The following is a 16,833-nucleotide window of genomic DNA, read 5'->3' as shown; positions in this document are numbered from 1 at the left end:
TTTCGATGTTGGAAAACTAAAGAGCCATACAATGAAGCCAAGTATTTAAAAGCATTGAGCGATAGGAATTCCCCATTACTTTTTAAAGAAAAAGCTTGTTAAAGGTCTCAGGGCGTAGAGCGGACGTTAGCAGTAATTGATGTTTAAGCTGTTTATAGTGTTCAATCTATCCTGTTCCTGACAGAGAGATAAGCCATCATTGCCAACACTCGACGGGAATCATTTGGTGTTAAAATCATAATTTAGGCTTAAGCAGTGTTAATTATTTAAATGTAATCGTCAGAAGTCTTTGTTTATATGGCATAACAAAGGATACTTAATCCTATGGTGATGGTTTTACGATGAAACAACCTGATTTACCAACCACCAGAAACAAAAAAAACACCAATCATGACAATTGATGTTTTATCGCAAAAAGTTTTATAAAACTATATTAATATTGTTTCTTAAATCGACGTGATGCTAAACCAATCATTCCTAATGCAAAAATAGCAAGTGTCGAAGGTTCTGGGACATCTGTAATGTCTCGAACAAAAAATGCACCTACGGCTTCATGTCTTGTATATGTTACTCCCCACGAATCCCCATTTGTGTTTATGGCGGCTCTGCCCGACGTCTGTAGACGTGCCAAATACGCATTACCATCGTTATCGGCATCTGACTGTAATCCGTGGATGTCACTTCGCCCACCGAAATTAGCAGGTGACCCGCCTAGCATATTATACAAACGTTGTGACGCTAATTGGCTTGCTGCATTTGCGCTTGAGCTATCTCCTAAATCGTATATGTTATTGTAATCATTAATATACAAGATTCCGGCATTTTTATATAAATTAAATATTTCAACCGTAGATGCCAAACGGAAACCTGCATCGCTCCATTGATTCGTCCCACTCAACAGCTGGAGATTCATTCCCACGAATATGGATACATCTAGCCATTCTTGATTGCTGGTGGTGTCTATTGTGATGAGACCATCGTTCAGAGCGACGTAATCTTTCGTTATTAAACCTGCATTTGCAATATTTAAAAAACAACTAACCGAAAAAATTAAACCAGTAATTGCCGTTCTTAAAACCTTAAATTTCATTTTTATTTTCCTTTTAATCCATTTTCCATAAATTTATGGTCGGTAGTTAAAATTGTACATATTAGCGATACGTTCTTTAATACAACAATCATGCCAAAAAAAAAACATCTAATATATCAACATGATGGTAATTTACGCAATATTTAATTTAGTAACACTGTAAAACAACCTGACACCAAAAACGCATCAACAAGTTGAATTTATTACAAAATTTTAAAAACATCAGTTTAAGTTGTTTTTAATATAAAAACATAATTAGAGGATTGAATTTCACCGTCAACTAGAGATAAATCATCGTAACAATCGGGTTTAAACCACCTAAAACGAGTGTTTTAGTAGTGTAATGGATTAAAACTGAGTGGTGCTAATTATTATAATTCACCACTTAAACCACACTACACAACAGTAATTTCAATACTTACCTACCACCTAGCAACTGACTTGTAATCAGTTGGTTTGAATTGTTATCCGTTGGTATTACTACAAACTCAATCTGTTGATTTTAAGTAATAAATCATTCTAAAGTATATTAATGAATTTCGAGTGAAACATGATAATAATATTTGATATATGCGTCTATCGGAGTTTTATCCGTTGTTAGTGAATTTAGGTATTAGTAAAGCGAACTTTGATTTATTATTTAGTTAACGGTAAATTTAGCCCCATAGTCAACATCTGGATTTAAACTCCACTATCGGCTTTGAATTTCAACAGCCTACAAACATGAAATACATATTAGTGAAAATTTTCCTTAATATGCTCATGACTTCACAAAAGCTAAAGTCAGCTATTGGCTATAAGTGACCATTCAGTACATAGCTTAGGAGGTTTTTAAATTTTCTTGTTTTTTGTGACGTTTTTTATAGTTTTCTCACGACTTTTGACGTAGATTTTTCAATTGATTTAACTCAATCTAGCTACAGCCAAGAAAATCCTGAACGAGAATTCTCATTATTAGTGAAGATCCACAAATAGCGCAAAGGGAAAATATCGATACTCAACGAACTCACCTACTAATACTACCGTCTTTTTATCGGCAGTAATTAGCGATAACCTGACTTAAGTCAAAGTATAACAACGCTGTACTATTATAATAATGAGTATATCAATCGCTTATTGTTGTCTTTTATCGGTTTAAATTTTACCGTCAAGGCCGTTTAAAACCGTATTAAAAAATCCATACTACCTTAGCGAACTTATTTTATTATTTATTATTCACCTCGATAGGACAGCTTATGTTTGAGATATTTACCGATTTAGCCACATGGTTAGTTGTTGATATATTTGGCTTATCTAAAACAACAAAAGTAGGCGATGCCCTTCATTTTTTTATCGAAGACACCACTAAGATATTCTTTTTGTTATTAGTAATGATCTACGCTATTGCTTTATTAAGAGCGTCAATGAATGTTGAAGGTATTCGTGATTATTTAGCCGGTAAACATTCAGGGGTTGGTTATTTACTTGGCTCAAGTTTTGGCGCAATAACGCCGTTTTGTTCTTGCTCGAGTATTCCGGTATTTTTGGGTTTTACATCAGCAGGGATCCCTGTGGGTATAACGATGTCATTTCTCATAACATCACCACTGATAAATGAAGTAGCAGTATTGCTGTTACTTAGTTTATTGGGATGGAAATTTACCCTGCTTTACATTGTGGTTGGGATGTCTGTTGGCATATTAGGCGGTATTTTTCTTGATGCCATAAAAGCTGAACGTTGGTTGCAATCTTTTGCCGCCAAAGCGTTAGAACGCGGTCAAAACACGGTAAGAGTTAAAGCTAAACAATCTGCAATATTATCGTTAAAACAAAGACATACTTTTGCAAAGGAAGAGCTCAGCGACATTTTTGGACGAGTATGGAAATGGGTCATCGTAGGTGTAGGGTTAGGCTCAGCTTTACATGGTTTTGTTCCCGACGGTTGGATTCAAGCGCATTTAGGCGATGGGCAATGGTGGTCAGTCCCTTCTGCAGTTTTACTTGGCATACCTTTATATTCTAATGCGACCGGTGTTATTCCTGTCATGGAAAGTTTACTTAAACAAGGTCTTCCTGTAGGAACCACACTCGCTTTTTGTATGAGTACTGTAGCTGCAAGTTTTCCTGAGTTCATCTTATTAAAGCAAGTTATGCAGTGGCGGTTATTGGCGATACTTTTTATCCTATTGCTTAGCGCATTTACTTTAATTGGTTGGACATTTAATTTTTTAAGCCCATTTATTTAATACTTAACTAAAGAGAAAAGATTATGAAAGAAATAAAAGTACTGGGTACTGGCTGTACTAAATGTATAAAGACTGTTGAAAAAATTTCTAAAATAGCCAAAGAATTGAATATTAATGTTCAGGTAATAAAAGAAACAGACCCTGAAGTTATTATGGAATATGGCGTAATGACTACCCCAGCAGTTTTAATTAATGATGTTAATGTGCATAGCGGTTCTATCCCAGACAGAGATGCTATTCAGTCATGGTTAATCAACTAAGAGTATCTGGCAAGTGATACATACGGCTTGATAACTAACAGATAGCGTTATCAAGCTGTAAGCAATGTTACATAAAAATCTATCATTATGCCTGTTAAAGCATTTACTTTGCGTGAAAATAGCTAGAAAAGACTTTTGAGGGCGTCGCAAAGACCTAAAGATTCATTTGGAAACAAATCTATTCCTAACCATGACTTTAATAAATAAATAAATTAACAAAAACACACAACCAATCATGGCTAAACCGAAGACGAATATAAATAGTAAAAACATAGTAAAAGCAATGAAGCGTTCGGTGTGTGTAAGTCCCCTTCTATTTATACCCACTAGAAAAACAATATAGAAACTCCAAGGGAGAAAAGACAATGCTAATGTAGGTCTAAAATCTACATTGTGACTTAGCCAGTCTTGGCTACTAATGCTTTTTTGTAATGCTTTACGTTGTTTATAAGTGAAACTTTCTGCAACAGATTTATCCATGCCACTTAATAGCTGATTAACTTTTGAGCTATCATCTGGCTTACCTTAACGCACTGATTAATAAAGTTTTATTCACTTACAGGTGTACACTGATAATAATTTGTACTCTGCAAAAAAATTATCAGCGTTTTTTGTAAATTTAAAATGGTACTAATCTAGTGTTTGTACTTGCCATTGCTGAATTTTGCGATAAAGCTTTGATGGACTCACACCTAGTTCGCTGGCTGCTTTGACGATGTTATCATCACACAATGCAATCGCTTGTTCAATAGCATGCTTTTCGACATCAGCCAAGGTAATTATTGAAGTTGTTAAATTAGCTGTATTGAGCATCGGTGTTTGCATATTTATATCATTTGGTGCCGAAACAACCGCTTTAAGTGGGGTAGGAATTGCAAGAACAGGCTGTTTGAGCTGTCGACCAAGTTGCTGAACAATAACTTGTTCAGCAACTAAGGGTCCTTCAGACATAATTGTTGCGCTATGAATAATATTTTGTAGTTGTCTAACATTACCTGGCCAAGAGTACGATATAATTAATGCCTCAGCCTTAGTTGAGAAACCCGAAAAAACTTTTTCTTCAATGTTGCTAAAGTAGCTTAAGAAATATTTGGCTAACTTCAAAATATCACCACCACGTTCATTTAGTGCGGGTAACACAATAGAAATAACATTGAGCCGATAGAAGAGATCTTCACGTAGTTTCTTTTCATCAATGGCAACTTGAGGGTCTCGATTGGTTGCACTGATAAAACGAATATCTACTTTTTCTTCTTTACCGCTACCGACCTTTTGAAAACAACCTGTTTGAATAAAACGTAATAATTTAGCCTGTAAACTGATATCCATTTCACCAATTTCATCCAGAAATAAGCTGCCGCCGTTGGCCAATGACGCTGCACCATCACGATTTGAAACAGCACCGGAAAATGCTCCTTTGATGTGACCAAAAATTTCTGATTCCATCAGTTCTGAAGGTATAGCGGCACAATTGAGCGCAATAAAAGGTCCGTTTTTTCTTTTACTTAAGCGATGAATTGCCTGTGCAGCTACTTCTTTTCCTGAGCCACTAGGCCCAGTAATAAATACAGAGGCGCTGCTGGGAGCGCTTTGTTCGATACAAGAATAAACAAATTGCATCGGAATTGAATCGCCAATAAAGCCTTCAAATTTTGCTTTGTGATATTTTTGGTATTGATCAATCGTTCTTCGCATTAAGGTACGTTCAGCAAGTATATGCTGGAGCTGTAATGCTTGCTTTAACTTAACAATAAGTTCGAAATTATCCCAAGGTTTATGTAAAAAACCCCAAATGTGCCCTGAATTAACCGCATTAAGTACCGTATCCATGTTGTCACATCCGGTTAAAACAATACGAACAGTTTCAGGTGAAATTTGAGCAACTTGTTCAAGTAATTGATTGCCGTTCATATTGGGCATGTTGATATCAGAAACAATGACATCAACATGACATTCTTTAATCACCTCAAGTGCTTCACCACCGCTGGCAGCCGTTAAAATAGTAGCATCCACTTTGCTCGCAATACGTTGAAGCGATCTTAAAATAGCGGGTTCATCGTCAACAAATAAAATGACCGATTTATTCAAATTTTGCATTTCTTCCCTTAAAATCAGCACTAAAGACCAATAAATTTTCTATAAAACAGTGTTGCATTTAGCTATAACTATTTTTTATTCCACATGTAAAACTTAATGTATCGCCTTAACAATTACAAATGTTGTTAAGGTAAATTGACTTATTAATTATAATAATATCAATAATTTTTGAATAAATAACCGTTATAATTATAATATATGTTTATTATTTATCACTATAAGGTAAAGAATAGATAATATAGTGGTCGTTATAATTAATATCATTAAAACTATTTATTTCAGTTGTAAAATTTGTAGGGAAAGATTATGTCAGATTGTAGTACCCAAAATACTTTGTATTCAGATATGACTGTTTTATGTGTTGATGATGAACGAATTATACTCAGGACTTTGCAACGTTTATTTCACCGCAAGTCATATAATGTCATTATTGCTAATAGTGCTAAAGACGCACTAGAAATTTTAGAGAAAACGCACGTAGATATCGTTGTTTCTGATATGAGAATGCCTGAAATGGATGGCGCAGCATTATTAGAAATAGTGGCTAATTCACACCCAGACACTTACAGAATAGTATTAAGTGGCTATGCTGATTTTGAATCAACAGTGGCAGCAATTGATTTAGGTAAAATCAATCGTTTTATCAATAAACCCTGGAATAATAATGAGCTAATTAATGCTGTCGAAGAAGGTTTGGAGATCACTCATTTAAAAAAAGAAAAATAAATTACTTAAAAGTTTAAATCATAACTTAGAGGAAAAAGTAAATTTACGTACCAAACAAATTAGAACGTCATTAACAAGAAATGAACAAGATAATAAAGCCTGTGAGAAAATGTTATTTAACTTCATTGCGATCAGTCCTGAGCTTAATGCTGATTTTGCGAAAAATGTAGCACAATTAGCCGGCCGATTAGGAGAAAAGCTCTATCTAGATAAAGAAGCATTGCATGATATTCGCTTATCAGGTTTTCTCAACGAAATTGGATTGTTAGGGTTTGATTCAACCATTGTTTGTACCCCCTTTAATTTACTCAATTTCGAACAAAAGAAGATTTTTTTGACGCAGGGAGATATTGCTCAACAAATTCTCTCGCCAGCGCAGCGTTTAAATGGTGTAAAAACAATACTAACCTATCAATTTCATTCGCTAGCAGAACTAAAAAATGAAGTTAATAGTAAAACATTACTTGCCTGCAAAATAATAAGTGTTGCAAGAGATTATTGGCGGTTTTCTTGCGGTAAGATTGACGTTAAAAGGCTAGATCATAAGCAAGTACTGGTCGCGTTAAATAAATCGAAAGGTATGAAATATGCCAAAGAAGTTTTAGATATATTAATGGCCAACCCCGAATTAGTTATTGATAATATTTCTGAACAATGCTTAACAACACGACTACTTTTACCCGGCATGGTATTAAAATATGGCTTGTTTTCTGCAAATAACTTGCTTATTTTAGCTGAAGGTCATGAATTTACCAAACACACAATTAATAAGTTAATTGAATACGAGATTAATCAAAAACACCAATTTAAGATTGTTATTGAACCATTATCATAATTTAAGGAAATTACCATGCAAGGTTCTATATACACCACATTTTCCGAAATGGTCATTGAAAAAATGGGCATGTCGGTATGGAATGAGTTGTTAGATAAAGTAAAACCAAATTCTGAAGGTATTTATACTAACGGTATGCAGTATGAAGACTCAGAAATAATGGCTTTTGTTGCTGAACTATCGACATTAACCCAAATTGATCCACCCACGTTAGTTCGCACCTTTGGTGAATATTTATTTATTCATTTATTTAATAGTAGCCCTGCTAACTTATCACATATAGATAATTTAAAAGATTTTCTCATTTGTATTGACGGCGTTATTCACAAGGAAGTTAAACGTGTTTATCCAGATTCTTACTTACCAAGTTTTAAATACGATGAAAAACCTAATGGCGATTTAATTATGTTTTATCAATCTAAGCGTAAGTTGTGCCATCTTTCTGAAGGGTTAATTTCGGGTGCTGCTCAACGCTTTGAACAAGCTATAATAATTGAACACCCAGAATGCATGCATGATGGAGCCGAAAAATGTAAATTAGTAATATCTTTCAAGGATTAACATGACTGAAGAAGACGCGTATAAAACAGCCTATATCCGCGAAAAAAAGGCACGACAGTTGGCAGAAAAGCTACTTGAAGATAAAACACGACAATTATACGATAATGTTTTAAATCTTGAAGGGGTTGTTGCAGAATTAAAAACAACTCAAGCACAACTTGTCCAGTCAGAAAAGATGTCTTCACTGGGACAACTTACGGCTGGTATTGCGCATGAAATTAATAATCCTATTGCTTATTCATACAGTAATCTCTTTTATTTATCTGAAAATATTACTGAAATCTTTAAACTCGACAAAATTATACAAGATAATTTACCTCTCAAAGATAACGTTGACTCAATGTTGCAACAATATCAAAGTATGCGTAAAGAGATTGATGCTGACTACTTAATAACTGACATCCCTTCTCTGTTAGCCGATACCATTGAAGGAGTAGAGCGCGTTAAAAAGATAGTTAACAATTTAAAGAAAATCTCTTATAAAGGAGATGAAGCCTTTACCGCTTTTAGTATTAATGATTGCATTAAAGAATGTATTAAAGTATCCGCTAATGAAATAAAATATTCTATGGCCATTAATCTTGAGCTTTCTGATTGTGGTGACGTTATGGGGCAACCATATGATTTAAATCAGGTCTTTATTAACTTATTTATGAATGCTTCACATGCTTGCTCACCCAATGGGATATTGACCATTACAACAACGCAAGAGCAAGATAGCGTCATTATTTCCGTGCAAGATAATGGTAGAGGAATAAGTAAAGAAAACATCTTAAAAATATTTGACCCTTTTTATACCAGCAAACCTGTTGGTGAAGGTACTGGTTTAGGTTTGCCGATATCACATGGCATCATTGAAAAGCATCACGGTAAAATTACAGTCACGAGTAAAGTAGGTGTTGGTACATGCTTTAAAATACGCCTACCGCTTGCAAATCCAGCGATTAACTAACACGCGACACTTTTTACGTAAATCAAGTGATAGCTATAAAGATTTGTTTTATATGGTTTTAATAGCTAGTGCTAGCATAGTTTTTTACTTACAATATTTGTCAACGTCAGTTCGCATTTTGCAACAAATCCCAAAAAACTCACCATCTATATCTTTATAATACTTTATTACACGCTGTTAAACCTTTAGAAGAGGGGTTTATCAATAATGGAGTGGTTATTGGAGGTTACTTAGTTGAGCACTTTTTATAGGTAGGTAAGTTGATTAATCCACTTGTAGTAAAGGTGCCAATGACCAATGCTATACCTAATGAAGAAATTCCTGTGTTCCCTTATGACCCGATTGTAACCCAACCTGTGGTAACTGAGTTTATCTTAGCAGAAACTAGTCCCCTAGAGGCAAGAGCCGTGTTAGAAAGTAGTGCACAAACCAACGGTGATATATCAGTACCCGATGGATTTTCATTAAAAAGTGAGCGTTTATTTAATTTAAAAATAATCAGATCTGATGATGATGATCAAGCTGCCTATTTATCACTCTGTAGTGATTATCAAGAAAATAGCGATGGGAGCTATAATATTAATTATGATAGCTGCTTACTAAGAACATCATTGAATGAAACGGTTTTTGAAACTGTAATTACCGTCACTAATGATACCGAGGGTTTAGTTGCAGCATTATGGTTTGTCGATGGGAGTAGGAATCCAATCATCAAGGATTGGCGCTTCTAATAACAGTATTGCAACGATGAGTAGATTGACTTGGATAGCTTTTAGTTTTTCTACTCGATAACGGCTTTAAGTATCGAAGATTATCCCCCTTACCGGCGTTATAAACTTGAGGTTTATTTAGACTTTTAAACAAAGGCTAAAAATTTATCACAACAGCGCTTGAGCGCTATCTATATATTGCCTACAATAGCGCAATTTTTTTATCATAGGTCACAAACATGAACGATACTACATCGCTACCCGCTTTACCCGATCGCCTATCAGGTAATCCCCGCAGCCCACATCATGTAGAAGAAATTTTTCAACACGAGATAGGTATTCGACTTAATGGCAAAGAACGTTTCGATGTTGAAGAGTATTGCATCAGCGAAGGTTGGGTAAAAGTCACCATGAACAAAGCGTTAGACCGTCGTGGTCAGCCACTTTTAATGACGGCTAAAGGCACAGTTGAAGCGTTTTACCGTTAAGCCTTATCAATAAAAAATAATAAGCTAATATGCCTTCTCCAAGGCATATTAAATATGGGTCAGCAAAGTGGTATCTACCTCGCTGCCTGACCCTACTTAACAATACAACGACGATCCAAATTTTAGACTGTTTGAAATTTTCATCCCCCCTCTTCTACTGCGCTAAATTATCTAAATATTCTTATATATTAATTTATATATATTCACTAGACTCAGCAGATAAATATGTGATTTAGAAATTATCAGAGGTATTGAGTGGCGAATGTATTAATCGTGGGTAGAAGAGGTCGATGTTATCGAGCCGCATTAAAGCTGGGCCATAACGTTTTTCTCTGGAGTGATGGTCCCCTTCACGAAAGTCGAAAAGAAAAATTGTCGGGCTGTATTGAAACATCATTTGAAAGCGCAGAAAAAATGCTTTTAAAAGCTGAAATAGCAGCAATTCGTGAATTTAATATTGAATATGTTATCGCAGCCACTGAATCAAGTGTCGATATTGCTGCTATGGTTCGTCAAGAATTCAAACTGACAGGCACGCCACTTAACATTACCCGTATCTTACATAATAAAAACGAGATGAAGCTCAAAGCTTTAGAGCACAACATTCCTATTACAAAATTCCATCTCATCAATGACAACGATACGCCACAAGAATTAGTTGATAAGTTAGGCCTGCCACTTGTTGTTAAACCTGTAGCCGAATCGGGTGCAAGAGGTGTCATGGTGCTAAAAAGCTTAGCGGAAGTAGCATTGCATTCAAAGCCCGGCCTACTGGCTGAAGCTTTTGTTGAAGGAAGTGAAGTTAGCGTAGAAACGTTGATCCATAATGGCGTGCCTATTTTTCATAATATAACCGACTATCTTCACCAATGGAAAAAATCAATATTACCGGCAAATTTAACCCTCGCATTGCAAGAAAAAATCATCGCGATAAATGATCAAGTCATCAAAGGATTTGGCGTTAAAAATGGTATGACTCATGCTGAATTCTATCTGACTAAAGCGGGGCCAGTATTTGGCGAAATGGCCGTTCGCCCACCAGGTGGATACTATATGGAACTCATTCAATATTCCTATGGTTTCAACCCATGGAAAACCTATGTAGAGTTAGAAACTGGAGCGACTCCAACCCCGTTACCTGTCAAAGCTAATAAATTTGCTTGCGTACTCATGATCCATCCTGGTCCAGGAACTATTGATGAGATTTCCGGTATCGAGCAATGCAAAGCACTCAAAGAAATAGACCAATTTAAACTTAATATTGCAGCTGGAGATGAAGTTTACGCACACGACAGTACCAGCAGCGAGGTTGGTCATGTATTTATGTCAGGTGATTCACAAGAGATATTACTTGAGCAATTAAAGTTTATCGAAGATAACCTGATCATTAAGATAAAAACATAGCGAGCTCTGCATAGTCTCTTTACAAGCGTTCACTTAATCTAAAAAAACTCGATAGACTTATATCGCGCTTTTTCTTAAATTATTATCATTTCATTTATTATTTAACTAGGAGCACTTAGTGCCAACATCATCATTTATATCAGCGGCGTCAGACAAAAAAATTATAGCACCAATAGCTACAAAAATTCCTCATACGATGGAAAAACACAATCACCAACGCATCGATAATTATTATTGGATGCGTGATGACCTGCGCAGTGATGAAAAAGTTTTAGCACACCTTAATGATGAAAATAATTATGCTGATGCCATGTTGGCCAAGCAAAAACCTTTACAAGCACTACTTTTTAATGAACTTAAAGACAGGATTGTCAAGGACGATAATACTGTTCCAGCAAAAGATGGAAAATATTGGTATCACAGCGAAATTAATGGCGAGCAAGAGTTTTCCAACTATTACCGAGCAACAAGTTTTGCCGGTGAAAATAAAACACTCTTATTAGATGTTAATGAGCGCGCACAAGATCATGAGTTTTATGATTTAGGGGACTTATCAATAAGTCAAAATGACCAAATCATGTCAATATCTGAAGATACCGACAGTCGTCGTATCTATACCATTCATTTTAAAGATTTAACTAAGACATCTGATGGGCCAGATGCTTATTTAGCCGATATTCTTGTTGAAACTGAAGGACAAGTTGTTTGGTCGAACGACAATAAAACCCTTTTCTATGTAAAGAAAGATTTAGAAACTTTGCTTGGCACACAAGTATATCGCCATACATTAGGAACACCACAAGCTGATGATGTGCTTGTTTATCAAGAAGACGACCACCGTTTTTATATCAGCTTAGATAAGAGCAGAGATGACTCTCAGCTTTATATTTGTTTACATGCCACTGAATCTACACATTATTTAGTACTCAGTGCCGATGAGCCCAATGGGCAGTTTACCGAATTATTACCTTATCAAGAACAACATGAATATCACGCCGATAAAATGGGTGAATTTTTTTATATTGTGACTAACTATCAAGCTAAAAACTTCAGGTTAATGAAAGCCACGGCTGCACAAATTGATGATATCAATAACTGGCAAGAAATTATTCCCCACAGAGAAAATGTACTGGTTGAAGGCATTGAATTATTTCACCGTTTCATTGTAATAACCGAAAGAGAAAATGGTCAAATTCGTTTTATCGTGCACACAACTCAGGGAGAAAATGCCGGTCATCACTATCCACTATCTTTTGATGACCCCTGTTATTTTGCTTGTCTTGACGAAAATCCGGAGCCAAACAGTACCATCGCAAGATTATATTATTCTAGCTTAACAACACCCGATTCTTTATTTGAATTTGACTTAGCAACAGGTGAGCGAAAGTTACTGAAACAGCAACAAGTCTTAGGTAACTTTAACCAAGACGATTATCAAGCAGAACGTCTATTTATTAACGCTCGTGATGGTGCAGCAGTACCAGTGTCAATTGTTTATCGTCGCAATAGTTTTAAAAAAGATGGTACCAACCCACTTCTTCAATACGGTTACGGTGCTTATGGCTTAACCATAGATCCTGATTTTTCGAGTCAAACGTTAAGTTTACTTGATAGAGGATTTGTTTATGTTATTGCCCATGTTCGTGGCTCAGAAATGTTAGGCAGGCAGTGGTATGAAACCGGTAAAAAAGCGCTTAAACAAAATACCTTTAATGACTTTATTGATGTAACTAAGGCATTAGTTGCCCAAGGATATGGCGCTAAAGATAAAATATTTGCTTCTGGCGGTAGCGCTGGCGGCTTATTAATGGGCGCTGTGGTCAATCAAGCACCGGAACTATATTTAGGCATTGGCGCTCATGTGCCCTTTTTAGATGTGTTAACAACGATGCTCGATGAAAGCATACCGCTAACCACCAATGAATATGACGAATGGGGTGATCCAAACGAAGCACAAGCCTACCAAGATATTTTATCTTATTCACCAATGGATAATATCACTGCTCAACACTACCCAAATATACTGGTGACCACCGGATTACATGACTCACAGGTTCAGTACTTTGAACCAATGAAGTGGGTAGCTAAAATGAGAGAGCTTAAAACAGATGATAATTTGTTGTTATTTAAGACAGATATGGACGCTGGCCATGGCGGTGCATCAGGACGATTTAAAAGTTTAAAAGAAAAAGCTTTAGAAATGAGCTTTTTTATCTCGCTATTAAACGAATAACGTTAACTGATAAAATCGTTTAACTTGTTACTCACAAGGATAATCTTTGTCCCTTGTGAGTAACCACAGCACCTATAAAGAATGTTCTTTACGACACTTATAATGTGTTTGTCATCGGTAGATTTTCAGTTAGCCATTGTTTGAACTGTGCTTTGGGTAAGGCGCCGGACATTCGAGCAATTTCTCTGCCGTGATGAAATATCATTAAAGTAGGAATAGAACGGATATTATGCCCTCCTGCGGTATTTTGATTGCTTTCAGTGTCTAACTTCACAAAACAAGCTTGTGTAAACATATCAGCAGCAACCTGTTCAAAAGTGGGTGCAAATTGTTTACAAGGCCCGCACCACGGTGCCCAAAAGTCGACAATAACAGGTAAACCGTTGTCGGTAATATAACGGTTGAAGTTTTTATCGCTACCAACAACAGGGTTAATAGAAAGCACAGCTTTACCACACTTACCGCATAGAGGCTGGTCATTGAGCTTAGCCTTAGCTAGACGATTTTTCGTACCGCAACTTGCGCAAACTATTTGAATAGGTGAATCAGTCATAGTAAATCTCACTAAAAAGTATTTTAAAATTCGTTTAATATAAAAAGTAAATATGGGTCTGTACGGGCTTTAATTCAAGCATCTAAATTAAGACCGTTAATTGCAACCCCATATAACTAGTTACTTATTGAAATATATATCTATTTATAAAGAATAAAAACCGCCACAATTAAACTTTACCCTTATCAGTTTTCGCATTAGCCGATCAGCACTTAACGTGTGCTTTGATATTTAATTTTTTTAACTGATTCATTAGCTCGATTAATATCTTTAAAAGATTAGCTTTGTTTAAGGTTATTTTTAGTTAAATATTTTTTCAATAATACCGGTAATGTTGTGATGTCGGTAACCAGAGCAACTATCATCGCCACACTGGTCAGTAAACCAAATAATATGCTTGGCACAAAATTAGAAAATATTAAGGTGCCAAAACCGATAACAATAACGGTAGTCGTATATATTAATGCATAGCCAATTGATAAATTTGTCCGCTTAATCCAATCATCGCTATTAGCTTGGCCAAGTTCCATTTCTTCTATATAGCGGTGAATATAATGAATAGTATCGTCCATTGAAATTCCCATAGCTACGGCGGCTATAGTAATAGTCATTAAATCTAGCGGAATCGAAAATATCCCTAAGACGCCCATAATCACTACGGTAGTAATAAAATTAGGCACTAAAGCAATCCAGGCAACTTTGAACGATGAAAATATAATCATCAGTGTTATCGCCATCGCACCATAAACAATGAGTATCGTCAGCACTTGCGAATCGAGCAAGCGTGACAGTACATCTTGATAAAGGATGAACAAACCAGTTAATGTATACTGCTGCTCTTTAATGCCCATTGCAGATAATTCTTTATGAATATGTGCCAACAAATCGGCTCTATTTAGGTCTTTAGTGCTGTCTTGAACCCGCATAGAAATTCGTATTTGGTTATTTTTTTCTGAAAAGTAAGCGCCAAAAAGTTTCTGCTGTAACTCAGTATCTAAACTTTTGTAGAGTGCGGTAAGTTCATATTCTGTCAGCGGTTTACCATAGACCACTTGAGCAATTTTAGTGAAGTCGGCAATTGAGGTTATCGCACCAATGGCTTGCTCTTTTGCTAACATATTTTGAATATCTGTTACCGTCTGCACTGCACTGGCTGAGATAACTAATCCTGATTTTATTTGCTTATCTGGAATATTCAATAACAGGTCAAATGGCGTCGAGCCACCAAACTCTTGATCGATAAAGGTCAGCTCTTTTCGAACATTGGTTGATTCACTAAAGTAATTTAAAAAACTATTCTCTGCCGTTAACTTTAGGCAACCCAAGGCACCAACAAGGGTGATCAAAGTAGATATAATAATAATCTTTTTTGGCTGATTTATAACAAAAGTTGCTGCGCCTTTCATTCCCCTTTCAATCTGATGATGCTGCTTAACAAAACCTTGTTTATTAAAAATGACTAAGAGTAATGCGGGGAAAAAAGCCAAGCTAACAATGAAGCTGACCAGCATAGCAACAACCATCATCCAACCGAAACTTATAACCGGCTGAACACCACTAAATATAAGCGAACCAAAACCAATAGAGGTCGTTAAACCTGCATAAAAGCAGGGTTTTATTTTTTGTTTAATGGTTGCCAGTACAAGTGTTTGATGATCCCAGTCGATGTGTTTTAACACCAACTCTTGGTAATGTACAATAAGGTGAATTATCATCGCTAAAGACAAAATAATTTGCAGGGCAAATACATTCGCTGAAATAACAGTAACTTTAAAATCCAGTGCCGCGAGTAAACCTATCGTCATAACAACACTTGTTGCACAGCAAACTATGGGTAAAACTACCCAACTTACTTGTCTAAACAAAAACCACAACAACACAATAACCACCAGAATAATTAAAGCACCAAAAAGAACTAAATCATTCTGGATAATTTGAATTAACTCATATGACAATAAATTATTACCGCCTAAATAAAAGGCCCCGTCTTTTTTATAGGGCAATAGAAGCGCGCGAATATTTTCAATTTCATCAATACGAGTTTGCTCGAGTTGCTTATTAAGTTTCTGCTGTTGTTGCTTTAACGCTTCAAGTGCATATTGTTCTTTATCGGTGAGTTCTCGGGTTAATAAGTGACGTTTAATGTCAATAATATTGTCATTTACCTGTTCAACTTTTTTATTTGTCTTAAAAACCACTTGCAACGAAAATGCCGTTTGATCTTTGTTAATAAGCAAGCCCTCATACAAAGGGTGTTTTTTTAAACTTAGCGAGAACGTTTGCTCATCAAACTTTCTATTTTCCCAAGTTAACTCTTCAACATCCGCAGAGACTGTTTTAGCAGAAGAAAAAATAGGCACATTAACAATACTATTGACCTGTTTAACACGAGATACTTTCTCTATTTTTCTGCCAAGTTCAGATAAGATATCAAGATTAATTGTCGAAAATAACTGGCTGTTACTTGGTTTAAATGCAATCAGTATAAATTCTTCAGAGCCATAACGTTGATTGGCTAGCTGGGTTAAAATGTAATGTTTATTGTTATCGACTAACAAAGTATCTGCAGAGGCATCAATCTCAAAGTTTTTCGCTTGCCAGGCTAATGTAGCCGTGAGTATGCAAAAAATAATACAGCTGGTATAAGCCCAAAAGGTTGCACTCGCTTTAAACATATTTATTCCACTTTTGGGTTAGAA

14 protein-coding genes are annotated in these 16,833 nt (G+C 35.8%); 10 read left to right on the top strand and 4 right to left on the bottom strand.

Going from position 1 to position 16,833, the window contains the following annotated elements:
* Positions 1-433: 433 nt before the first annotated feature.
* A complete protein-coding gene (locus tag H4J75_RS20305; RefSeq protein ID WP_259366457.1) occupies positions 434-1,090 on the bottom strand; it encodes a PEP-CTERM sorting domain-containing protein in 657 nt (218 codons plus the stop codon).
* A 1,235-nt stretch (positions 1,091-2,325) separates the two neighbouring features.
* Between H4J75_RS20305 and H4J75_RS18505 the strand changes: the two genes are divergently transcribed.
* Together H4J75_RS18505 and H4J75_RS18500 are read left to right on the top strand one after the other, a co-directional pair.
* The gene (locus tag H4J75_RS18505) at positions 2,326-3,315 is read left to right on the top strand and encodes a permease (RefSeq protein ID WP_182222918.1); all 990 of its coding nucleotides are present in this window, start codon (positions 2,326-2,328) and stop codon (positions 3,313-3,315) included.
* A 23-nt stretch (positions 3,316-3,338) separates the two neighbouring features.
* Entirely contained in the window at positions 3,339-3,575 is a 237-nt protein-coding gene (locus H4J75_RS18500; RefSeq protein ID WP_182222917.1) for a thioredoxin family protein, read from the top strand.
* 630 nt (positions 3,576-4,205) lie between these two features.
* Here the strand turns inward: H4J75_RS18500 and H4J75_RS18495 are convergent.
* Positions 4,206-5,672: a sigma-54 dependent transcriptional regulator gene (locus H4J75_RS18495; protein ID WP_182222916.1), complete on the bottom strand. Its 1,467-nt coding sequence runs from the start codon at positions 5,670-5,672 to the stop codon at positions 4,206-4,208.
* A gap of 306 nt (positions 5,673-5,978) precedes the next feature.
* Here H4J75_RS18495 and H4J75_RS18490 point away from each other — a divergent pair, with 306 nt between their 5' ends.
* The 8 genes from H4J75_RS18490 (at position 5,979) to H4J75_RS18455 (ending at position 13,581) form a co-directional block, all read left to right on the top strand.
* Positions 5,979-6,398 (top strand): response regulator, encoded by a 420-nt coding sequence (locus H4J75_RS18490; RefSeq protein ID WP_259366456.1) that lies wholly within the window; start codon positions 5,979-5,981, stop codon positions 6,396-6,398.
* A gap of 109 nt (positions 6,399-6,507) precedes the next feature.
* Positions 6,508-7,233, top strand: a complete 726-nt coding sequence (locus tag H4J75_RS18485; RefSeq protein WP_182222915.1) for an HD domain-containing phosphohydrolase — start codon at positions 6,508-6,510, stop codon at positions 7,231-7,233.
* Positions 7,234-7,248: 15 nt separating this feature from the next.
* Positions 7,249-7,794 carry a heme NO-binding domain-containing protein gene (locus H4J75_RS18480; RefSeq protein WP_182222914.1) on the top strand — a complete coding sequence of 182 codons (546 nt, stop codon included), beginning with the start codon at positions 7,249-7,251 and terminating at the stop codon, positions 7,792-7,794.
* Position 7,795: 1 nt separating this feature from the next.
* Entirely contained in the window at positions 7,796-8,746 is a 951-nt protein-coding gene (locus H4J75_RS18475) for a sensor histidine kinase (RefSeq protein ID WP_182222913.1), read from the top strand.
* 290 nt (positions 8,747-9,036) lie between these two features.
* Positions 9,037-9,477 carry a hypothetical protein gene (locus tag H4J75_RS18470; RefSeq protein ID WP_182222912.1) on the top strand — a complete coding sequence of 147 codons (441 nt, stop codon included), beginning with the start codon at positions 9,037-9,039 and terminating at the stop codon, positions 9,475-9,477.
* 218 nt (positions 9,478-9,695) lie between these two features.
* A complete protein-coding gene (locus H4J75_RS18465; protein WP_182173540.1) occupies positions 9,696-9,944 on the top strand; it encodes a DUF3297 family protein in 249 nt (82 codons plus the stop codon).
* Between the two features lie 255 nt (positions 9,945-10,199).
* Positions 10,200-11,348 (top strand): ATP-grasp domain-containing protein, encoded by a 1,149-nt coding sequence (locus tag H4J75_RS18460; protein WP_182218483.1) that lies wholly within the window; start codon positions 10,200-10,202, stop codon positions 11,346-11,348.
* A gap of 118 nt (positions 11,349-11,466) precedes the next feature.
* Entirely contained in the window at positions 11,467-13,581 is a 2,115-nt protein-coding gene (locus H4J75_RS18455) for a S9 family peptidase (protein ID WP_182222911.1), read from the top strand.
* Between the two features lie 97 nt (positions 13,582-13,678).
* On the opposite strand, the gene trxC is transcribed toward H4J75_RS18455, so the two are convergent.
* Entirely contained in the window at positions 13,679-14,134 is a 456-nt protein-coding gene (gene trxC, locus H4J75_RS18450) for a thioredoxin TrxC (protein ID WP_182222910.1), read from the bottom strand.
* 278 nt (positions 14,135-14,412) lie between these two features.
* On the bottom strand, positions 14,413-16,809 hold the full coding sequence (locus H4J75_RS18445) for an RND family transporter (protein WP_182222909.1): 2,397 nt from the start codon (positions 16,807-16,809) through the stop codon (positions 14,413-14,415).
* Positions 16,810-16,833: the final 24 nt, after the last annotated feature.

Source organism: Colwellia sp. BRX10-1 (genome assembly GCF_014077545.1).
Classification (GTDB): Bacteria; Pseudomonadota; Gammaproteobacteria; order Enterobacterales; family Alteromonadaceae; genus Colwellia_A.
Note: the sequence above shows the minus strand (reverse complement) of the source record. Positions and strands in the feature narration are given on the sequence as shown.